This is a genomic window from Bacillus sp. EB106-07-01-XG149 (assembly GCF_058791555.1).
In genome coordinates this window covers 451,364-471,372 of the sequence record NZ_JBYTDP010000003.1, presented here as the reverse complement: position 1 = coordinate 471,372, position 20,009 = coordinate 451,364, and the positions used below count along the sequence as shown (strand labels likewise).

Genomic DNA, 20,009 nt, shown 5'->3' with positions numbered 1-20,009 from the left:
TTTATAACACTCCGCTTACTTGATACGTACTTTCTGTCTGTTTCTCAAACCAATGGATTTTTTCTCTAAAACGGACCACTTCTCCAATTACAATCATGCTCGGATTTTGAATTTGTTCTTTTTTCGCAACATCTACAATTGTTCCTAACGTCCCAACAACTGTGCGCTGCATTGATGTCGTTCCCCGCTCAATAATAGCCGCAGATGTACTTTTGTCTTTTCCATGCTTCATCAGTTGTTCACATATGTAGGGTAAATTGCTAACCCCCATATATACAGCTAAAGTCTCTACACCTTTCGCTAAATGTTCCCACTTCACTTCTTCTTCAACACCTTCTTTCCTATGCCCTGTCACAATAGCAAAACTTGCACTTGCATCACGATGTGTCACTGGAATGCCAGCATAAGCAGGAGCAGCTATTCCAGCTGAAATACCAGGAACGATTTCAAATGGTACACCTTGCTTTGCTAACGCTTCAGCTTCTTCTCCTCCTCTACCAAATACAAATGGATCGCCGCCCTTAAGCCTCGTTACAACTTTTCCCTTTTTCGCATATTTAATAAGAAACGTGTTAATCGTCTCTTGCTTCATCGTGTGATAATTTGGTAGTTTTCCGCAATAAATTAAATCTGCTTCAGGCTTTGCGTATGAAAGTAACTCTTTATTCACGAGACGGTCGTATAAAATAACGTCTGCCTTCTCAATACATTTCAACCCTTTCACAGTAATTAAATCTGGATCACCAGGACCTGCACCAACGATATAAACCTTCCCCATCATCTCTCCTCATTTCTACTATTAAAGTGAAACTTCCATCCTTATATACGAATGGAAGTTTTCATTATTTCGTATTACCTTTTCCCTACTCATGAATAACAAATGCCGCACCTTTTCGAATCTTCTTTTTTTCAAATAGGGAAATCTCCTTTACTTCTGGTAACGGTAAAAAATGCTTTTCAAGCTCCATCTCCGCAAGCTTAAATGCCTGTTCTTCACTTTGAGCAACGACAACAATCGGAACAATACTATTTACTAACACAGCTTCAAATCGATATAAATCCATATTGTCCCTCCTAAGACGCTATTACTTCTTCTAACACGGTATTTAACGCTATTTGTAATGTCTCTATACCAACACGACCGACAAAATCATAAAACGTTTCAGCTGGTAATTTATTCTCTTTGAAATAACTTATAAATGATGCAAGTACTTCAGGTAGATCCTCGCCATCTATTTTCCCTTTTAACTTTTGATTGTAAGCACCGCCATCTAACAACGTTCCACCTACGTATATTTCAAATGCTTCAACAATTCCTTTTTCCTTCGTTTTCATTTTCACCCCTTGTAATCCAATGTCAGCAATTTGACGTTGTCCACATGAATTCGGGCATCCTACCATATGAATACGAACTGGAACATCGAGTGCAATTTGTGTATCTAAGTACTCTGCGATTTTGCGTAATCTTTCTTTCGTTTCTACTAAAGCAAGATTGCAATATTCAATACCGGTACAAGAAACCGCATGACCAATAAATGATTTCGGACTTGCTGATATCACTTCAAACAACGGCTCATTTAGTAAACCTGTTACATTTTTTGGCGGAACATTCGGAATAATGAAGTTTTGCGAATTACATGTACGAATCTGTCCATTTCCATACTGCTTAGCAATTCTTGCAATCTCAAACATTTCTTCTGCATGTAGACGTCCTACCGGCACATTAAAACCTACATATTTTAGTCCATCTTGTTTTTGATCTTGAACACCATAAAAGTATCCCGCATTCCATCCTTTGAGAGCACTTTCTCCTTTACTTTGCAATGGTCCTATATACTCTATTAGTTTCTCTTTAAATTTCTCTGCTCCCCAGTCTGCAACTAGAAATTTCAAACGAGCTAAATGACGTTTTTCGCGGTATCCAAAATCACGGAATATCGTAGCAATTGCAATCGCTACCCCCTTCACTTCTTCTGGTAAAACGAATACATCTAATTCATCAGCTAAATATGGACGAGCTGATAATCCACCACCTACTTTTATATGAAAACCAACTTTTTTCTCGCCATCTATTTCTTTCGTAGCAGGTGTAAATGCAACACAGTTAATCTCTGCGTTTGCTGAGTTATAAATGTTAGAACTAATAGACATTTTAAATTTACGTGGTAAGTTAGAAAACTCTTCATTATGTTGGAAATAGTCATATACCTCTTTCACAATACCAGTTGTATCAAACAGTTCATTTGCATCAATGCCAGCAAGTGGATTCCCTGTAATATTACGCGTTATATCACCACAAGCCCCAGCTGAAGATAACCCAACTCTTGCTAATCTTTTAAAAATATCTGGAATTTGATGAATTTCTAACCAATGAAACTGAATCGCCTGTCTTGTCGTAATATCTATTACGTCACGCCCATAATCTTCAGCGATAGAAGCAAGCACTTCTGCCTGCGCGTTCGTAATAATCCCTGATGGAATATTTACACGCATCATAAAATAACCAGCTTCTTTGGGACGTTGTAAATACAACCCTGCCCATTTGAATGCGTCCCACTCTTCTTTCGGAATAGATTCGAATCCATTCTCCGCATAGTAAGGAATATCATTAAAAATTTCCAATCCATCTTTTTTTAATTTATTTTTCTCAGTCTGATTTAATTTTTCATTGTTAGCCCATACTTTTTCATAACTCATTTTTTAATCCCCCTATATAAAGTGAAACTTTAATCAGTGGGAAGTGTTCATCCCCCACTGATTATTAGTTGAACCAATCGGGCATTTACGGGCAGTTCATCTCCCACCTAACTTCTTTGCCCTAGCCAAATTTCGAGATGGGAGTTTTACTGCCCGGCAAATAGCGGGGTAAAACCACGCTCTTGTAAGTACTTCACGATTTGTTCTGCACATTCTTCAATAGAATACTTGTGCGTTTCTACAATTAACTCTGCCTTCTCTGGCTCTTCATACGGTGAATCAACACCAGTAAACTCTTTAATATCACCCTGTCTTGCCTTTTTGTATAACCCTTTTGGATCACGTTTTTCACACTCTTCAATTGGACATTTTACAAACACTTCTATAAACTCATCTGCCGCTAATAGATCTCTAACTTGTTTTCGGTCTACTCGAAACGGTGAAATAAACGCTGTAAGAACAACAGTACCTTGATCTACAAATAGCTTCGCCACTTCACCAATCCGTCTTATATTTTCCATACGATCACTTTCAGAAAAACCTAAGTCTTTATTTAAACCGTGGCGTACATTATCTCCATCTAGTACATAGTTTCCAATATTCTTTTCAAATAGTTTACGAGCAACCGCGTTCGCCACCGTAGATTTACCTGAAGCTGATAGACCAGTAAACCAAACTACAAAACTATGATGCCCATTTCTTACTCTTCTCTCATCTTTTGAAACAGATGCTGTATGCCAAGTAATATTCGTATCCATGTCATTCTCTCCCTATTCGGTTACTACTTCTTTTTTCAAACCTTTAATTAGCACTTCCACTACTTCTTTACGACTAAATGTACTCGGCGGAACCTCACCGTTTCTTAATAGTTCTCTTACTTTCGTACCTGATAAAATGACATGATCCTCTTTTCCGTGTGGGCATGTTTTCGTCGAAGCCATCGCTTCACATTTCGTGCAGTAAAAACTATGTTCAAAAAATAACGGTGTAATCCCTAACTCTTCCACTGTAAAGTTTGTAAAAATTTCTTGTGCTTCATAAGTCCCGTAATAATCTCCTACTCCTGCATGATCGCGCCCTACGATAAAGTGAGTGCATCCAAAATTCTTTCTGACTAATGCATGGAATATCGCTTCCCTCGGTCCTGCGTAACGCATTGCTGCAGGAAATACACCTAAAAAGACACGATCTTTCGGATAATAGTTTTGAAGTAATACTTCATAGCTTTCCATCCTTACATCAGCAGGAATATCGTCCGACTTCGTTTCCCCAACGAGCGGATTTAAAAAGAGACCATCTACAATTTCCAGGGCAGATTTTTGAATGTATTCATGGGCACGATGTACCGGATTTCTCGTTTGAAATCCAACCACTGTTTTCCAACCACGCTTTTTAAATTCTTCTCTCGTTTCAATTGGATCTAAATGATAAGAAGGAAACGGATTATTTTCAAAGCGTTTTGTAAGAATAATAGCTCCCCCGACATAAAAGTTCGGTCGTTCATATAATTTTTTCACTCCTGGATGAGCCTCATCCGTCGTTTTATACACAAGTAACGCTTCTTTTTCCTTGTCAGGCACAAAAATATCTTCTATTTGAATGACACCATATACATTTTCAGCGTTAACAAGTTTTACTTCCTCTCCAGCTTTCAGACTCTCTGCTACTTCTTCTGTTACTGGTAATGTAATCGGTATACTCCATACACTCCCGTTTGCTAAGCGAAGCGTTTCTACGACCGAATCATAATCTTTCTTTCCTAAAAAACCAGTAAGTGGGCTATATCCCCCTGTCGCTAATAGCTCTAAATCACTTAACGCAATGTTGTCTAGTTCAATTTCTTTTTCGATTTGCGATACGTCGTAAGTCTCCTCTATACGGTTTACTAATTCGTTTCTTATACTCATTTTCTATACCCTCTCTTAGCTTTATTTTCAAATTCATCTTATTGGTAATGAAGACCACATTCTGTTTTCACTTTTCCAGACCACCTACCATCTCTCGAATCTCCACCCTCACCTACAGGTAACGTACACTTCTCACAACCAATACTTGGATATCCAACATCATGCAGCGGATTATACGGCAAGCTATGTTTGTATACATATCGCCACACTTCTTTCCACGTCCAATGAATGAGTGGACAAACTTTAATCGATTGAAAACGATGATCTTGATTTATAAACTTTGTATGCTTACGTGTTTCTGATTGTTCCCTCCTTAAGCCCGAAATCCACGCTTTTTCCGCTGCTAATGATTTTTCTAACGGTAAAATTTTTCTAATTTTACAACAAAGGTTCGGATTACTTTCCCATAATTTCTCACCATGCAACTTCGCTTGTTCATCAAGTGCAAGTTCCGGCTGTTTTTCTATAATATTTAATGAAGGAAATCGTTCCCGCACTTTTTGAATTAATTCATACGTTTCTCGAAAATGAACATTTGTATCTAAAAATACAACTTTAGCAGATGGATTTACTTGGTTTATAAGATGCAGTAATACCATCCCTTCCACTCCGAAGCTACATGCATATACAATTTCACTTTTATATTCTTTATAAGCCCAACTTAATACTGATAGCGCGCCTTTCGTTTCATCTTCTTCTGAAAATGGAACATTATTTTCTTCCCACGTTTCATACGTCAACATGTTTTTTCCCCCTGTAAAAGCAAAAAGACGGTTTTAACCTAATATAATAGGTTAAAACCGCCTCTAGTTTTTCTAGTCAGCGCTTTTTACTTTAAACGTACCTTTTCACTTTTCTCTAATTGAATGACTTTCCCATCTTGCACAACAATTGTAATTGAACCATATTTCATATCAGCAAGCATCGCTTGAATTTTCTCAGATACTTCCTCAAAATGTTCCCGTACACTCACGCGAACAGCCCCCCTTTTTATTCATAAAAAAAATCTTTCCCATTTCGAAAAGACTGTTCGGTAATATATTTTACCTTATCTTTCAAAATGGATTCCATTTTGCTGGATTTAGCACCTTGCTTTCTATAAGCAGGTTGCCGAGCTTCTTCGGGCCAGTTCCCTCCGCTTCTCTTGATAAGCTTTGTATTTGTATTTTATCACAATTCTGATTTTTTTCAATCCTAGTTTTCCGATATATTTTAATTATTTTATTTTACAAAAAAGGAATTGCCCATCCGAACAACTCCTTTTCTCTATTTAAACAAGTTCTTTAATACGTATGCGATCGTTCCCAATAATATTTTCATATGTTTCGCGTTCTACAACAATTTGTGATGTGCCGCCTTTCGCGAAGACGACAGCTGGTCTACGAATTCGATTATAATTATTCGCCATCGAGTACCCGTATGCCCCTGTACAAGAAATTGCTAGTAAATCGGCAGAAGCAACTTTCGGTAGAGTAATATCCCAAATTAACATATCTCCACTCTCACAGCACTTCCCAGCAATCGAAACAAGTTCCTCATTCTCATCATTCCCTCGATTTGCTAACATCGCTTCATAACGAGCGTTATATAAAGCAGGTCTTAAATTATCAGTCATCCCACCATCCACTGATACATATTTCCGAATACCAGGAATGTCTTTCACAGATCCGACTGTATAAATTGTCGTTCCAGCATCACCTACAATACTACGGCCTGGTTCAACCCATATTTCTGGCAAGGGATAATTACATACTGTAAATTGTTCCCTCACTGCACTTGTTACAGCTCGCACATATGTCTCAAGAGTTAATGGCGTATCTGACTCTGTGTAGCGTATTCCGAATCCTCCGCCTACATTTAATACTTTTACTACATAGTTCGCGCGTTCTCTCACCTGTTCTAAAAATTGATGAAGAACTTCAATCGCTCGAACAAATCCAGCCGTTTCAAATATTTGCGATCCGATATGTGAATGAATTCCTAACACATTATAATTTGATTTTTGTAAAGCAAGCTCAATTGCTTGCATCGCTTGACCATTTGAAACTCCAAACCCAAATTTCGAATCATCTTGACCTGTTGTAATATATTCATGTGTGTGCGCCTCTACTCCAGGCGTTACACGGATTAATATGTTCACAAATTGCCCATGTTGCACTGCTAAATCATGCAAAATTTCTAATTCTAAGAAATTATCTACGACAAAACAACCAATATTTGCCTGCAGAGCCATCACGATTTCTTCTTCTGTTTTATTATTGCCGTGAAAATGAATACGAGATGCTGGAAATCCCGCTTGAAGCGCAGTATATAATTCCCCACCAGAAACAACATCTAATGACATATTCTCTTCACGAGCTACTCGGCACATCTCCATGCACAAGAACGCCTTGCTTGCATATGCTACTTGATAAGAGAAACCACTTTCTTTAAACGCACGATGAAACGCGCGGCACTTTCCTCGAATAGACTCTTCATCGTATACATAAAGTGGTGTTCCGTATTGTTTTGCTAGCTGCGTCGTATCGCACCCTCCAATTTCTAAGTGTCCTTGCCCATTGATTCGGCTTGTGCCGTGTAAATACATTTGAATTCCTCCCTTATTTCCTCTAAAACTCATAACCCCAATCTTCTATTCATTGCAGCACGCTTTTAGATAGACAAAAAACGCGCGGAACAATGTTCACACGCGTTTCTTATTAGGAAAAATATATATTGAAAAAATAAACGAGTTGTTATCTCCTCAAAATAAGAAACCGCATCAACATCTCCAAATAGCTCTCCATAAAAGAAATATTATGACAGTACTACATTTATTCAATGTAGTCCCAATATATGAATAAGATGGTTATTCTTATATTTCGGCAATAGTCCCTTTCAACCTATGATCACAGATTCCATTAAATCTCCCATAGCTTACTCTTTCCTATCGCGGCCTCTACCTTTGAGAGTAGATGAGGTAAGTCTATTTAATTTTCAAACATCTAATTGTTGCTATTAACAATACCAAAGGACCATTTTATTTGTCAAACAATTTTTTATATTGTTTTTTTACAGTTTAATTTCGTATCATTTGGTAAGCGCTTTACTGAAATCTTTGACACTTCCCATTCGCCTTCTTCATTATTAAATGTAATCGTTACCTTCTCAAATGGTGGAGCAATTTTCCCAGCAACTCGTTCATACTTCGTTACTTCAATACTTGCTTGAAATAAATATGTACCGCTATACACTTTTTTTAAACTAATAATTTTAGGACATTGATAAGGCTTCAAGCTCCCATATTGCTTTTCAATTGCTTTATTTATTTTCGGAAATAAAACAGAATAAAGGGCATCTTCCATAAGAGGTGCATCATATTGGGCTACCGACACACTCGGTGAAGCAAAAAGTATAACACTACTGCATACTATAAAATATAATAATTTTCGCATTATAACCTCCGTATTATTACACGATTCTTTCTGCGCACGATAATTATCATACATAGAAACTCCGTTTTATTGTCTCCCACTGCCCTTTTTCTACTCAATTATTATAAAAAAGCCCACAACTCTCTTTTATTTTCGTATAATGATACTCATAGTATAATAAACATAATAACAAAGGACTGTTCGTATATATAAAATGAGGCGCTAACCAAACCGGCTCACAAGAACTGTCATGCTTTTTAGGAGAGGAGTATATTATGCTACAACGTCTGTTTCCAAAACTGCGATTTGCACTCGTTGCAGTCGTTTTATTATGGATAAAAACATATATTGTGTACAAGCTAGCATTTGATATTAAAATTGATAATTTCTTTGAAGAATTTATGCTTTTTATTAATCCGCTAGCTGCGTTACTTTTATTTTTCGGTTTTGCTTTACTTGCATCTAAGCACCGAAACCGCATTATAATTGGAATCAGTTTTATACTGTCCTTTATTTTATTTGGAAATGCAATGTTTTATGGGTTTTATAACGATTTCGTTACGTTCCCAGTTTTATTCCAAACAAATAATATGGCTGACTTAGGGACAAGTATAAAAGAACTCTTTACGTACAAAACATTACTTTTATTTGCAGATGCGATTATTTTAATGTTTCTTTCGCGTAAATTCCCAGCATTTTGTGACAAGACGCCGCTTTCTCGCACTGAGAAGCGAACTTTCTTTAGCGGTGTAACAGCTTTATTAGCACTACAAATTGTTGTTTCAGTTATTTATAAACCACAAATGTTCTCACGCTCATTTGATCGTCAAACTGTCGTGAAAAATTTAGGTTTATACACATATCATCTATTTGATATTACACTTCAATCTAAATCTTCAGCTGAACGTGTATTTGCAAGTGGTGACGGGTTCTCTGAAATTAAAAACTATACAGACTCAAAAGATAAGCAAGTTGATAAAAACTTATTTGGAGCTGCAAAAGGTAAAAATGTAATTTTGATTTCAATGGAATCTACACAAAGTTTTGTTATTAATAAAAAAATAAATGGAAAAGAAATTACTCCATTTTTAAATGAACTTATTAAAGATAGTTTTTATTTCGATAACTTCTATCATCAAACAGGACAAGGTAAAACTTCTGATGCTGAATTTATCGTTGAAAATTCACTTTATCCGTTAGACCGCGGTTCTGTATTCTTTACTCACGCAACAAATGAATATACAGCTACACCAGAACAATTAAAAAAATACGGATATTCTTCTGCTGTCTTCCATTCCAACGATAAAACGTTTTGGAATCGTGATGTAATGTATCCTGCACTTGGATATGATCGTTACTTTAATTTAAATGATTACGTAGGCACAGAACAAATGTCTGTCGGTTGGGGATTAAAAGATAAAGAGTTCTTTGAACAATCGATTCCAAAGCTAAAATCTTTACCACAACCGTTCTATACAAAATTTATTACTTTAACAAACCATTTTCCATTTCTTTTAAATCCAGAAGATCAATATGTTGATGAGTTTAATTCGGAAAGTGGTGTTGTAAACCGCTACTTCCCAACCGTTCGTTACACGGATGAATCTCTGAAATTATTTATTAAACAATTAAAAGACGAAGGACTGTATGATAATTCCGTTATTGTCATTTATGGAGATCATTATGGTATTTCTGAAAACCATAACACAGCTATGGCTCAGTTCCTTGGGAAAGACGCTATTACACCGTTTGATTCTATGCAATTACAACGCGTCCCTCTCATTATTCATGTACCTGGTCAAGAAGGAAAAGTCATTTCTAAAGTATCTGGTCAAATTGATATTAAACCAACACTACTTCATTTACTTGGTATTAAAACAAATCAATCAGTTGAATTTGGAACTGACCTATTTATTAAAGAAGAAGATCCACTTATGGTAATGCGTGATGGTAGCTTCGTTTCGGAAAACTATGTTTATACAAAAAACATGTGCTATAAACGAAATACAGGTGAAGAAGCGGATATTTCATTATGTCAACCAAATATTGAAAAAGCAAAAACTGAATTGAAACTCTCCGACAAACTCATTTATGGAGACTTATTACGTTTCGACCCTAACAATCGTTATAAAACCGGAACAATGACAACGAAATTTGAATAGCGCCAGAAGCAACTTTTATAAAAGTTGCTTCTTTTTTTACTTATTTTTCAAATCATTCCGCTATGAAATCTTTCACAAATTGGGAATTTTTTTCGTATGAGGAAGAAATTTATGGTATGATAAAATAAGTAAAATTTCATAAACTAATTAAGAATTTATTACAGAAAGCAAGGGATCAGATTTTGTATAGAGCAGCTATTCCAAACTTATTTACGCTCGGAAATTTATATAGTGGATTCTTATCTATCGGCTATGCATCTTTAGGATATTATAAATCAGCTGCTATTTTAGTACTTATCGGGATGATGTTAGATAGTCTTGATGGACGTGTTGCTCGTTTATTACGTGTTGATTCACAAATGGGAAAAGAACTTGACTCGCTGGCGGATGTCGTAACATTTGGTGCAGCACCTGCTGTTCTCATGTATTACACATCTTTCTCCAATTACGGAATCATCGGACTATACATAGCGGGACTATTCCCTCTTTTCGGAGCATACCGTTTAGCACGATTTAATGTAACACCATCTTCTACTTCAATGAAATATTTCACTGGCGTACCGATTACAGCAGCCGGAGGGCTTGTTGCTTTCTTAACATTATTTTCACATACCATTCCAAAAATCGTTCTTATTACAGTATTTGTAACGTTCGCATTTTTAATGGTGAGCCGTATTCGTATCCCAAGTTTAAAAGATGTACCAATTCCACGATATAGCATCATTATTACACTATTTTTAGTTGGAATCATTATAACAATGTACCAAACAGGGTTCGGTAATTTTTCTGTTTTCTTATTCATTGCCATTCCACTATATATTTTGTATATGCTATCTCAATTTCTTAGACAAAGACCATCTAAAAGAGCAAATAAAGAAAAATAAGAAAAACCTTCCGATTCCGGAAGGTTTCTTTTTATGCCGTAAAAGCCCACTCTCATTAAAGCTTCACTTTATTTTGTAACCAATACCTTTTGATTTACAGGTGTTACTGGCTCTTCACCGTTTAATACGGCTAAAATATTTCTTACTGCCATTTCAGCCATCGCATCACGCGTTTCGAACGTTGCGTTCCCTACGTGAGGAGCAAGTACTACATTCTTTAATCCTTTTAGCTCTTCTGTAATTTTCGGTTCAAATTCAAATACGTCAAGAGCTGCTCCTTCAATTTCATTCGTTTTTAATGCATGAGCAAGTGCCGCTTCATTCATAATTGGTCCACGTGAAGCATTTACAATATACGCTGTTTTCTTCATCATTTTAAACTGTTCATCATCAATCATATGATGCAATTTCGGATTATAAGCACAATTAATTGTAATAAAGTCTGCTGTTTGTAATAATTCTTCCAATGTTACATATGTTGCTTCCAGTTCACTTTCAGCTTCAGGCTTTCGATTTGGTCCTGTATATAAAACATTCATTCCAAACGCTTTCGCACGCTTTGCAACTGCCTTGCCGATTTCTCCAAGGCCAATAATTCCAATTGTTTTACCATGTACTTCACGGCCTAAGAAAAATAATGGTGCCCATCCATTAAATCCAGTTGTACGACATAATGTATCACCTTCAGGAATTCTACGTGCAGCTGCTAAAAGAAGTGCAAATGTTAATTCTGCTGTCGCTTCAGTTGATACTTTCGGTGTATTCGTTACCGCAATCCCTTTTTCTCCGGCATACGAGTAATCAATATTATCGTAACCAGCACCGTAGTTTGCAACAATCTTCAAATTAGGTGCCGCATCAATAACTTCTTTTGTCACCTTTGTAGAAAGTAGACTTAACAATGCATCTTTATCTTTTACACGATCTGTTAATTCATCTAAAGAAATTAACGCATCTTTATCGTACATTTCTACATCATGATCCTTTAATAGTTCTAATCCGATTGCTGGAATTTTCCCTGCTACTAATATTTTTGCCACTACTAACACCTCTTCTATAAAAAATAAGATATCTCTTATCTTTCATTGTAAGAAATCCACCTATAAAAACCAAGGAATTTGATCATAGTTTTGAAAATCGACATTTTTTACCCATAAGAAAAGAGGAGATCCATCTCTCCCCTTTTCTTACGCTTTCTCTTGCGATTCTTGTCCAAGCTTTGCATCGATCGTTCCTTCTGCAACTGTATCGCTAATTTGTTCCTCAATAACTGATTGAGATGTAGCATTCGTTTCAGAAGTATAAGCTTGTTGCTGTGCACCTTGTAAATCTTGTACATTTTGTTTATTTTGTTGTTTCGCCATTTCTTACCCTCCTTTTTATTCTTTCTTATTTTGAACAAAAAGGGTGGTTTTCATCAAAAAATCGTGATCATTTTGAAATTGTTACTTCTTCTTCCAGTAATCTCATCGTTCTTACTCGTTTCGTAAATGTAGCTATGTGAGAAATATCATGATTACGTAACGTCTTTATATTCTCTGCCACATATTTTCCTAAATCACTCGGATAATGAGCATCTGAGGAGAGAGTAACCGGAACGCCATGCTTAGCTAATACTTGTAAATATAGCGGACTCGGACACATTTCGCGTACAGGATAGCGATAGTACAATCCTGCATTTATTTCCGTTGCCGTATTTGTTTCTACTAACACACGCGCAATTTCCTTATAATAAGAAAGTTGTTCATTTTCATCTAACCGATAATTAAATACTTTTATGTTATCAAGATGAGCTATAATATCAAATAAATTAGAGCGAACTGCACACTCAACCGTTTTGAAAAACGTATCATATAAAGCATATAAGTCATGTTCCTTAAAATATTCTTTCGTATCTGGATTATCAAATCCCCAGCCATTTAAAAAATGAACAGAACCAATTACATAATCAAAATCTCCTAATGCGAGTAAAGATTGTAATTCTTGTTCACCACCAATAAAATAATCCGCTTCAATTCCAAGTTTAAGCGTAACACCTCTTTTACTCCACCGTTCTTTCGCCTCTTCAATTGCCTTTGTAAAATCATGTAGTGATGTTACCCTTACTTGGTCTAACCATTCCTTCTGTAAACGACCAAGCCTCGAATCACTAATATCGACATATCTTTCATAGTATTCTTTCGCTTCATAAAAACGGTATAAATGATCGACAATACCAACTTCTTTTATACCTTTTCGCAAAGCTTCTTCTAAATATAAATCAATCCATTTCGTTGTAAATGGCCCTTCTTTCACACGTCTTTGCAGGCGTTCTTGTGTTTTCACAAGCCATTCCATAGAATATTTTTCTTCTTTAAGTGGTTCATAATGTTGTAACACTTCATTTATTTTAGCTAGCCATCCTATTGAATATGGCCCTTCTTCTAAATGAATGTGATAATCCACCTTCATCTACATTTCCCCCTTATAATGTATCTATTTCACTTCTGTCCCCCACTCGCGAAAGCTTCCCATTTCTTTCTGTCACTTCCTCCATAACATCTTCTAATGATATATTTTTTTCAGCTAATAAAACAAAGCAGTGATACAATACATCAACCATTTCTTTCACTAATTCTTCTTTGTCATTATTTTTAGATGCGATAATTACTTCCGTGCATTCTTCACCAATTTTCTTTAAAATTTTATCTTCTCCTTTTGAAAATAAATAATTTGTATACGATTCAGGAAGTGGATTTCCCTTTCGTTCTTCAATTGTTTCAAAGAGTAATTTAAAGGCATTTTCCATATGTATCCCCCTATATAATTTGGTAGTGAAAACATGTTTTTTCTCCTGTATGACAAGCAGGTCCCACTTGCTTTACGACAACAACAATTGAATCTTGATCACAATCTAAATAAAGAGATTGCACATATTGGACATTTCCTGATGTTTCTCCTTTATTCCATAACGATTGTCTTGAACGAGAATAAAACCATGTTCTTTTCGTTTCTAGCGTTTTTTCATATGCTTCTTCATTCATATAAGCTAGCATTAAAACTTCTTTTGTCCCTTCTTCAATTACAACCGCTGGTAATAATCCTTTTGAAAAGTTAGGTTTCATAACCGCACCTCAACATTTTCATTTCTTAATTTTCTCTTTACGTCCTGCACTGTCGCCTCACCATAATGAAAGATGGATGCCGCAAGTGCTGCATCAACTGTTGTCTTTTGAAAAACTTCTATAATGTGATCAACATGACCACATCCGCCTGACGCGATGACTGGTACGGAAACGCTTTTTGAAATTTCTTCTGTTAAACGAAGATCATACCCGTTTTTCGTTCCATCTGCATCCATACTCGTTAACAAAATTTCGCCTGCTCCTAGCTCCGCAACGCGTTTTGCCCACCCGATTGCATCCATCCCCGTATCAACTCTTCCGCCGTTCACATAAACATTCCACTTTTCTTCTGCTACTTTTCTAGCATCAATTGCTACGACAATACATTGTGAGCCAAAGTGTTCTGCCCCTTCTTCAATTAGCTTTGGATTTCGCACTGCCGCTGAGTTGATTGAAACTTTATCCGCTCCAGCTCTTAGTAAATTGTACATATCTTTAACACTTGAAATCCCCCCGCCAACTGTAAGAGGAATAAATACTTTCGAAGCTGTTTTTTCTACAACATCTATAATTGTTTTTCGTCCTTCATGCGTTGCCGTAATATCTAAAAATACAATTTCATCTGCTCCCGCCTCATTATATAAAGCGGCTATTTCAACAGGATCACCAACGTCTTGTAACCCTATAAAATTTACACCCTTTACGACTCGGCCCTCTTTTACATCTAGACATGGAATAATGCGTTTCGCTAACATAACTTTGTTACCTCTAACACTTCTTCTAAATCAATCGTTTTCTCATAAAGAGCCTTACCAATTATGACGCCGTATATATTCATATCATTTAATTTTTTCACATCTTGAATAGATGCCACTCCTCCAGAAGCAATAAGACGAATGCTCACGCTTTTTTGTAGTAACTCCAATTGCTCTAAATTCGGCCCTGCAAGTGTCCCGTCTTTAGAAATGTCTGTAAACACAATCGTTTGAACACCTACATTCTCCATTTGCTTTGCTAAATAAATGTAAGAAATTTCAGACACATCAAGCCAACCTCTCGTTGCTACGAAACCATTTTTCGCATCAATTCCAACAATGATTTTCTCTTTATATAGAAGAACCGCTTCTTCTAAAAATTCCTTATCATAAAGAGCAGCTGTTCCTAAAATCACTTTATCTACACCTACTGACAATAACTTCTCTACCGTTACAAGTGATCGAATTCCGCCTCCAACTTGCACAGGAATACGTACTGCCTTACAAATCCTTTCAATAACGAGCAAATTTACTGACTCACCAGCAATTGCGCCATCTAAATCAACAATGTGCAACTTTTTCGCTCCCAATTTTTCGAATATAATCGCTTGCGCAACCGGATCTTCATTCATTACTGTTTCTTTACTAAACTCTCCTTGATAAAGTCTAACGCATCGCCCCTCTTTTAAATCGATAGCTGGGAAGATTTCCATGCCTCTACCACCCCTTTGAAATTTTTCAACATTTGCATTCCAATGTCACCGCTTTTTTCAGGATGAAACTGTGCGCCGTATATATTTCCTTTTGCTACAAAACCAGGTACTTTCACTCCATATTCACTTATCCCATACACAATTTCATTTGGACAATCTGCATAATAAGAGTGAACATAATATACGAAAGAACCGTCCTCTACTCCATTCCAAAGTGCTATTTCTCCCTCTTTCTTTAACTCATTCCATCCCATATGTGGAATTTTATAAGGAACCTTTAACTTTCGAATAACACCTGGCAATAAACTTAATCCGTTACAGTCTTGTAGTTCCTCACTTTTTTCAAATAAAAGCTGCATCCCTAGGCAAATGCCCAGAAGCGGTTTTCCTGAACTCCCGACTTCTTTTAACACACGCACTAAATTTTTTTCTTCCAATACATCCATCGCTTTCGGAAATGCACCTACTCCTGGTAAGATTACTCCATCACTTCTAAAAATCTTTTCTTTATCACCCGTTACGATGTACTCTGCTCCAATATATTGTAATGCTTGTTCCACACTGCGAATATTTCCCATTCCATAATCTATAATAGCAATCAATTACAACATCCCTTTCGTGGAATTTACACCAGTAATGCTGGCATTTCTTTCGACTGCTTCTCTAAGCGCTCTACCAAACGCTTTAAATAACGCTTCAACTTTGTGATGTGTATTGCTTCCGTATAAAATGCGAGCGTGTAATGTAATATTGGCAGCATGAGCAACTGCTCTAAAAAATTCTTCTGTTAGTTCTGTATCAAAATCCCCTAGCTTCGGATTCGTTAATTCTCCTTGAAATACAATATATGAGCGCCCGCTAATATCAATTGCGACAAAACCTAAAGATTCATCCATCGGTACATATGCGGAGCCATAACGGTTAATCCCCTCTTTATTTTGCAATGCTTCTTTCAAACAATTTCCGAGTACAATTCCAACATCTTCAACTGTATGATGCGCATCAACGAATACATCGCCTTCCGCCTCCACTTGTAAACCGAATCTTCCATGCCTTGCAAATAAAGTTAGCATATGATCAAAAAATCCAACTCCCGTTTGTACAGAAACGTTCTTGCCTTCATCAAGCTGCAAACTTAATTTGATTTTTGTTTCTGTCGTTTCACGTATTTGACTGCACTCACGCATTATTCTTCCTCCTCAAATCTTATTTGAATTGCTCTCGCATGCGCATGTAACCCTTCTTTATTGGCAAGTTCTACAATATGATGTTGTACATCTCTTAACGCGTCCTCCGTATAAGACAGAAAGCTTGATTTTTTCACGAAATCATCGACTGATAACGGTGAGAAAAACCTTGCCGTTCCACTTGTCGGTAACACGTGATTCGGTCCTGCTAAATAATCACCGAGAGGTTCCGGTGCATATGGACCAAGAAAGATAGATCCTGCATGTTTCACATAAGCTAGAGCATTCATCGGTTCTTTTATATGTAACTCTAAATGTTCTGGAGCGATTTCATTCGATAATTGTAGCGCCTCATCTAAAGAAGGAACGATAAAGATAGCTCCATTTCTATTTATCGATTCACGTGCAATTTCGCTTCTTGGTAATGTTTCTAACTGTCTTTCTATCTCTCTTTCTACTTCTTTTGCTAACTCTATATTCGTTGTAATACAAATTGCTGTTGCTCTCTCGTCATGTTCTGCTTGCGATAATAAATCAGCAGCGATATATTTTGCATTACCGGTTTCATCAGCAATAACTACAATTTCTGACGGTCCAGCAATCATATCGATATTTACTATTCCGTATACTTCTCGTTTCGCCAGAGCGACATACAAATTTCCTGGTCCAACTATTTTATCCACTTTTGGAATCGATTCCGTCCCATATGCTAAAGCAGCAATTGCTTGCGCACCACCTATCGTATAAATTTCATCTACTCCTGCAAGGCTTGCAGCAACTAAAATATGTGGATCAATTCCTCCTTCTCTCGGCGGTGTTACCATTACAATCTTTTTCACACCAGCAAGTTTTGCTGGCAATACATTCATTAATACTGACGAAGGATACGAAGCAGTTCCCCCTGGCACATATACTCCTACATTTTCTAACGGCCGAATAATTTGTCCTCTAATGATGCCATTACTCGCACAATCGAATATGGATTGCCTTTTTTGCTTTTCGTGATATGAAATAATGTTTTTCTTCGCCTCTTGTAACGCTTCTAAAAATGAATTCTCTACAAACATACCCGCTCGTTTTATTTCTTCTTCACTTACACGAAACTCTTTAATCTCCACACCATCAAACTTTTTTGTATAAAAAGATAGAGCCTCATCCCTACTCTCCCTTACATTACGAACAATTTCGCTTACACTTCTTTGAACAGTTTCTTCTATTATATTAGCGTTTTCTCGTAGCAATTTTATTTTCGATAACGCCTTTTGAAAATCTTCACAAACAATCTCCATTACAAGTCCCCCTATTTTCCTGACAAAATTTCTTGCTCCATCATATTTATAATACTGAATATTTCGTCTTTTTTAGTTTTTAATGCAGCCTTATTTACAATCATTCGAGCAGATATAGAACACATTTCCTCAAATACAATGAGCCCATTTTCTTGTAATGTTTTTCCTGTTTCCACAATATCAACAATTGCATCTGCCAATCCAAGAATAGGAGCGATTTCTACCGAACCTTCTATTTTTATAATTTCTACATCCTCTCCTTTATCATGAAAATAGTTAGAAGTAATATGTGGATATTTCGTCGCAATACGTTTCTTCCGGTAACTCTTCGGATTATAAGTAGGAATAGAAGCAACACAAAACTTACATACGCCTACTCCTAAATCCAACATTTCATAAATATCTTTCTCATTTTCCATTAAAATATCTTTTCCAACGATCCCAATATCAGCTACTCCATGTTCTACATAAGTAGCAGCATCTACTGCTTTCACTAAAATAAATGAGACATCTGTATTTTTACTTTGAAAAACAAGCTTTCGTCCTTTATTTTTGAGCTCTGAACAATCAATTCCAATCTGCTCAAAGAGTGGAATCACATGTTTTTCTAATCTTCCTTTCGTTAACGCAATTTGAATGTTACGCATGAAGTTTCTCCTTCTTTCTGGACTACCCATTTCTCTTTCCATACATATTCCACTAATGATTCGTTCTTTGCCTCTACGACCGTTACTACTTTATTTTTTCTTGCAAATTGAAAGGTGTCATTTATATTAGAGAATAAAGATAGCTCTACTTTTTTTCCGTCCTTTTGAAGTAAATTTCGCAATCTTTCCGCTTCTGCTAATCTATTTAACTTATAATGAATGATAATATCTATTCTCTTTCTTTCATATGGTTCTTGCTGCTCTTGCAGCGCCTTCACAATTTGATTGACTTGCACCGCGAGTCCAACAGCCGGCAGCATCTCTCCAAAATTTCCAATTAACTCATCATATCTTCCGCCACTAACAATTTCTTCTCCAATTTCATATATATACCCTTTGAAAATAACTCCCGTATAGTAATCTAAATGTTGGATCATACCTAAATCAATTGATATGTAAGATCCATAGCCTAGTTTTTCAATTGCTTCATATATTTCTTTCACTCTTGCAATCGCCATTTTCATTTCATTACTTGAGGCGAGTTTTTCTGCTTCCTCAATCACTTCTAAATTCCCAAATAGCCTTGGTAATTTCTCAAGTAATCTTACTGTTTCATCACATCGATCTAATTTCTTTTCTCTAATAAAATTTGATAGAGCCGCATAATTTTTACTTTCAATGTATGTCCTAAGTACTCTCTCTTCTTCCTCATGAATGGAGAGTTTTTTTACAATACATTTATATAACTGCACTTGCCCAATCTCTATTGTAAAAGATTGCACCTTCACCTTTTGAAGTGATTGAATGACGCTTATGACGCATTCAATTTCAGCTCTTACGTTATCAATCCCTATAATTTCAATACCACTTTGTACAATTTCATTATATTTTCCAGTAAGGGACTCATTCGCCCGAAATACATTCCCGCCATACGTCAGTTTAAGCGGCGTATCCCACCTCTGCGTTCCCATCACTCTCGCTAAAGGAATTGTCATATCTGGACGTAACACGATAATCCGTCCCTTTTCATCAAAAAATTTATACATCTTTTCTTCATCTATCGGTCTATTTTGAAAGGCAAAAACATCATAAAATTCAATTGTAGGTGTCCTTATTTCCTCATAACCTCGCCCTAAAAAAGTACGTCTTAATTTTTGCTCCACTTCTTCAATTAACGTACATTCTTCGAATAAATAGTCTCTCGTTCCATTTGGGTTTGCCCGTTTCCATTTTGTCATCTAAATTCTCACA

23 protein-coding genes and 2 riboswitches are annotated in these 20,009 nt (G+C 36.4%); of the genes, 2 read left to right on the top strand and 21 right to left on the bottom strand.

Translation table 11 applies throughout. From position 1 onward, the window contains the following. Nucleotide 1 precedes the first annotated feature (1 nt). The 9 genes from cobA to AC3WTA_RS14720 form a co-directional block, all read right to left on the bottom strand. Nucleotides 2-778 carry a uroporphyrinogen-III C-methyltransferase gene (gene cobA / locus AC3WTA_RS14760; RefSeq protein ID WP_000521275.1) on the bottom strand — a complete coding sequence of 259 codons (777 nt, stop codon included), beginning with the start codon at nt 776-778 and terminating at the stop codon, nt 2-4. A gap of 85 nt (nt 779-863) precedes the next feature. Then, entirely contained in the window at nt 864-1,064 is a 201-nt protein-coding gene (locus AC3WTA_RS14755; protein ID WP_000366917.1) for a DUF3906 family protein, read from the bottom strand. A gap of 10 nt (nt 1,065-1,074) precedes the next feature. Next, nucleotides 1,075-2,697, bottom strand: a complete 1,623-nt coding sequence (locus tag AC3WTA_RS14750) for a nitrite/sulfite reductase (protein WP_070168576.1) — start codon at nt 2,695-2,697, stop codon at nt 1,075-1,077. 146 nt (nt 2,698-2,843) lie between these two features. Continuing rightward, on the bottom strand, nt 2,844-3,455 hold the full coding sequence (gene cysC, locus AC3WTA_RS14745) for an adenylyl-sulfate kinase (protein ID WP_000380517.1): 612 nt from the start codon (nt 3,453-3,455) through the stop codon (nt 2,844-2,846). A gap of 12 nt (nt 3,456-3,467) precedes the next feature. Then, nucleotides 3,468-4,604: a sulfate adenylyltransferase gene (sat, locus tag AC3WTA_RS14740; protein ID WP_000027823.1), complete on the bottom strand. Its 1,137-nt coding sequence runs from the start codon at nt 4,602-4,604 to the stop codon at nt 3,468-3,470. A 38-nt stretch (nt 4,605-4,642) separates the two neighbouring features. Next, the gene (locus tag AC3WTA_RS14735) at nt 4,643-5,347 is read right to left on the bottom strand and encodes a phosphoadenylyl-sulfate reductase (RefSeq protein WP_000959000.1); all 705 of its coding nucleotides are present in this window, start codon (nt 5,345-5,347) and stop codon (nt 4,643-4,645) included. Nucleotides 5,348-5,433: 86 nt separating this feature from the next. Further along, nucleotides 5,434-5,577, bottom strand: coding sequence for a YezD family protein (locus AC3WTA_RS14730; protein WP_000116163.1), 144 nt, complete (start codon nt 5,575-5,577; stop codon nt 5,434-5,436). 72 nt (nt 5,578-5,649) lie between these two features. Beyond that, a riboswitch (SAM riboswitch) is annotated at nt 5,650-5,758 on the bottom strand. A 116-nt stretch (nt 5,759-5,874) separates the two neighbouring features. Beyond that, complete coding sequence (gene lysA / locus AC3WTA_RS14725; RefSeq protein WP_000280665.1) at nt 5,875-7,191, bottom strand: diaminopimelate decarboxylase; 1,317 nt, start codon at nt 7,189-7,191, stop codon at nt 5,875-5,877. A 180-nt stretch (nt 7,192-7,371) separates the two neighbouring features. Continuing rightward, nucleotides 7,372-7,553: riboswitch (Lysine riboswitch) on the bottom strand. A gap of 89 nt (nt 7,554-7,642) precedes the next feature. After that, nucleotides 7,643-8,038 carry a DUF3888 domain-containing protein gene (locus AC3WTA_RS14720; protein WP_001228833.1) on the bottom strand — a complete coding sequence of 132 codons (396 nt, stop codon included), beginning with the start codon at nt 8,036-8,038 and terminating at the stop codon, nt 7,643-7,645. 254 nt (nt 8,039-8,292) lie between these two features. On the opposite strand from AC3WTA_RS14720, the gene AC3WTA_RS14715 reads away from it, so the two are divergent. Together AC3WTA_RS14715 and pssA are read left to right on the top strand one after the other, a co-directional pair. After that, nucleotides 8,293-10,179 carry an LTA synthase family protein gene (locus AC3WTA_RS14715; RefSeq protein WP_000941721.1) on the top strand — a complete coding sequence of 629 codons (1,887 nt, stop codon included), beginning with the start codon at nt 8,293-8,295 and terminating at the stop codon, nt 10,177-10,179. 182 nt (nt 10,180-10,361) lie between these two features. Next, entirely contained in the window at nt 10,362-11,063 is a 702-nt protein-coding gene (gene pssA / locus AC3WTA_RS14710) for a CDP-diacylglycerol--serine O-phosphatidyltransferase (protein WP_000285422.1), read from the top strand. A 68-nt stretch (nt 11,064-11,131) separates the two neighbouring features. On the opposite strand, the gene AC3WTA_RS14705 is transcribed toward pssA, so the two are convergent. The 12 genes from AC3WTA_RS14705 to hisZ all read right to left on the bottom strand — a co-directional run bounded on the left by AC3WTA_RS14705 (nt 11,132) and on the right by hisZ (nt 19,996). Further along, nucleotides 11,132-12,103, bottom strand: a complete 972-nt coding sequence (locus AC3WTA_RS14705; protein ID WP_001062816.1) for an NAD(P)-dependent oxidoreductase — start codon at nt 12,101-12,103, stop codon at nt 11,132-11,134. 147 nt (nt 12,104-12,250) lie between these two features. After that, nucleotides 12,251-12,427 (bottom strand): DUF4025 domain-containing protein, encoded by a 177-nt coding sequence (locus AC3WTA_RS14700; protein WP_001118876.1) that lies wholly within the window; start codon nt 12,425-12,427, stop codon nt 12,251-12,253. 67 nt (nt 12,428-12,494) lie between these two features. Continuing rightward, nucleotides 12,495-13,514: a histidinol phosphate phosphatase domain-containing protein gene (locus AC3WTA_RS14695; RefSeq protein ID WP_000861829.1), complete on the bottom strand. Its 1,020-nt coding sequence runs from the start codon at nt 13,512-13,514 to the stop codon at nt 12,495-12,497. A gap of 13 nt (nt 13,515-13,527) precedes the next feature. Beyond that, nucleotides 13,528-13,851, bottom strand: coding sequence for a phosphoribosyl-ATP pyrophosphatase (hisI, locus tag AC3WTA_RS14690; RefSeq protein ID WP_000426349.1), 324 nt, complete (start codon nt 13,849-13,851; stop codon nt 13,528-13,530). Between the two features lie 10 nt (nt 13,852-13,861). Further along, nucleotides 13,862-14,167, bottom strand: a complete 306-nt coding sequence (gene hisI / locus AC3WTA_RS14685) for a phosphoribosyl-AMP cyclohydrolase (protein WP_048561390.1) — start codon at nt 14,165-14,167, stop codon at nt 13,862-13,864. After that, a complete protein-coding gene (gene hisF, locus AC3WTA_RS14680) occupies nt 14,164-14,922 on the bottom strand; it encodes an imidazoleglycerol phosphate synthase cyclase subunit (RefSeq protein WP_000880102.1) in 759 nt (252 codons plus the stop codon). Before hisF ends, hisI (AC3WTA_RS14685) begins: the two co-directional genes overlap by 4 nt. Then, the gene (gene hisA, locus AC3WTA_RS14675) at nt 14,916-15,635 is read right to left on the bottom strand and encodes a 1-(5-phosphoribosyl)-5-[(5-phosphoribosylamino)methylideneamino]imidazole-4-carboxamide isomerase (RefSeq protein ID WP_000402306.1); all 720 of its coding nucleotides are present in this window, start codon (nt 15,633-15,635) and stop codon (nt 14,916-14,918) included. The genes hisF and hisA overlap by 7 nt, the downstream gene beginning before the upstream one ends. Continuing rightward, nucleotides 15,608-16,237, bottom strand: coding sequence for an imidazole glycerol phosphate synthase subunit HisH (gene hisH, locus AC3WTA_RS14670; protein ID WP_000560364.1), 630 nt, complete (start codon nt 16,235-16,237; stop codon nt 15,608-15,610). Before hisH ends, hisA begins: the two co-directional genes overlap by 28 nt. Then, complete coding sequence (hisB, locus tag AC3WTA_RS14665) at nt 16,238-16,822, bottom strand: imidazoleglycerol-phosphate dehydratase HisB (protein WP_001206365.1); 585 nt, start codon at nt 16,820-16,822, stop codon at nt 16,238-16,240. Beyond that, nucleotides 16,822-18,111, bottom strand: coding sequence for a histidinol dehydrogenase (gene hisD / locus AC3WTA_RS14660; RefSeq protein ID WP_000406988.1), 1,290 nt, complete (start codon nt 18,109-18,111; stop codon nt 16,822-16,824). Before hisD ends, hisB begins: the two co-directional genes overlap by 1 nt. 11 nt (nt 18,112-18,122) lie before the next feature. Beyond that, nucleotides 18,123-18,758: an ATP phosphoribosyltransferase gene (gene hisG / locus AC3WTA_RS14655; RefSeq protein ID WP_001244483.1), complete on the bottom strand. Its 636-nt coding sequence runs from the start codon at nt 18,756-18,758 to the stop codon at nt 18,123-18,125. Then, nucleotides 18,734-19,996 carry an ATP phosphoribosyltransferase regulatory subunit gene (gene hisZ / locus AC3WTA_RS14650; RefSeq protein WP_000170332.1) on the bottom strand — a complete coding sequence of 421 codons (1,263 nt, stop codon included), beginning with the start codon at nt 19,994-19,996 and terminating at the stop codon, nt 18,734-18,736. Before hisZ ends, hisG begins: the two co-directional genes overlap by 25 nt. Nucleotides 19,997-20,009: the final 13 nt, after the last annotated feature.

Bases quoted from the DNA above. Each gene is read 5' to 3' on its own strand.
- AC3WTA_RS14755 (WP_000366917.1), bottom strand. From the start codon at position 1,064: ATGGATTTATATCGATTTGAAGCTGTGTTAGTAAATAGTATTGTTCCG.
- hisB (WP_001206365.1), bottom strand. From the start codon at position 16,822: ATGCGTGAGTGCAGTCAAATACGTGAAACGACAGAAACAAAAATCAAA.
- AC3WTA_RS14720 (WP_001228833.1), bottom strand. From the start codon at position 8,038: ATGCGAAAATTATTATATTTTATAGTATGCAGTAGTGTTATACTTTTT.
- AC3WTA_RS14715 (WP_000941721.1), top strand. From the start codon at position 8,293: ATGCTACAACGTCTGTTTCCAAAACTGCGATTTGCACTCGTTGCAGTC.
- AC3WTA_RS14700 (WP_001118876.1), bottom strand. From the start codon at position 12,427: ATGGCGAAACAACAAAATAAACAAAATGTACAAGATTTACAAGGTGCA.
- hisI (WP_048561390.1), bottom strand. From the start codon at position 14,167: ATGAAACCTAACTTTTCAAAAGGATTATTACCAGCGGTTGTAATTGAA.
- hisG (WP_001244483.1), bottom strand. From the start codon at position 18,758: ATGCGTAACATTCAAATTGCGTTAACGAAAGGAAGATTAGAAAAACAT.
- sat (WP_000027823.1), bottom strand. From the start codon at position 4,604: ATGAGTATAAGAAACGAATTAGTAAACCGTATAGAGGAGACTTACGAC.
- AC3WTA_RS14750 (WP_070168576.1), bottom strand. From the start codon at position 2,697: ATGAGTTATGAAAAAGTATGGGCTAACAATGAAAAATTAAATCAGACT.
- cysC (WP_000380517.1), bottom strand. From the start codon at position 3,455: ATGGATACGAATATTACTTGGCATACAGCATCTGTTTCAAAAGATGAG.
- AC3WTA_RS14695 (WP_000861829.1), bottom strand. From the start codon at position 13,514: ATGAAGGTGGATTATCACATTCATTTAGAAGAAGGGCCATATTCAATA.
- hisF (WP_000880102.1), bottom strand. From the start codon at position 14,922: ATGTTAGCGAAACGCATTATTCCATGTCTAGATGTAAAAGAGGGCCGA.
- AC3WTA_RS14735 (WP_000959000.1), bottom strand. From the start codon at position 5,347: ATGTTGACGTATGAAACGTGGGAAGAAAATAATGTTCCATTTTCAGAA.
- cobA (WP_000521275.1), bottom strand. From the start codon at position 778: ATGGGGAAGGTTTATATCGTTGGTGCAGGTCCTGGTGATCCAGATTTA.
- hisD (WP_000406988.1), bottom strand. From the start codon at position 18,111: ATGGAGATTGTTTGTGAAGATTTTCAAAAGGCGTTATCGAAAATAAAA.
- hisZ (WP_000170332.1), bottom strand. From the start codon at position 19,996: ATGACAAAATGGAAACGGGCAAACCCAAATGGAACGAGAGACTATTTA.
- hisI (WP_000426349.1), bottom strand. From the start codon at position 13,851: ATGGAAAATGCCTTTAAATTACTCTTTGAAACAATTGAAGAACGAAAG.
- hisA (WP_000402306.1), bottom strand. From the start codon at position 15,635: ATGGAAATCTTCCCAGCTATCGATTTAAAAGAGGGGCGATGCGTTAGA.
- lysA (WP_000280665.1), bottom strand. From the start codon at position 7,191: ATGTATTTACACGGCACAAGCCGAATCAATGGGCAAGGACACTTAGAA.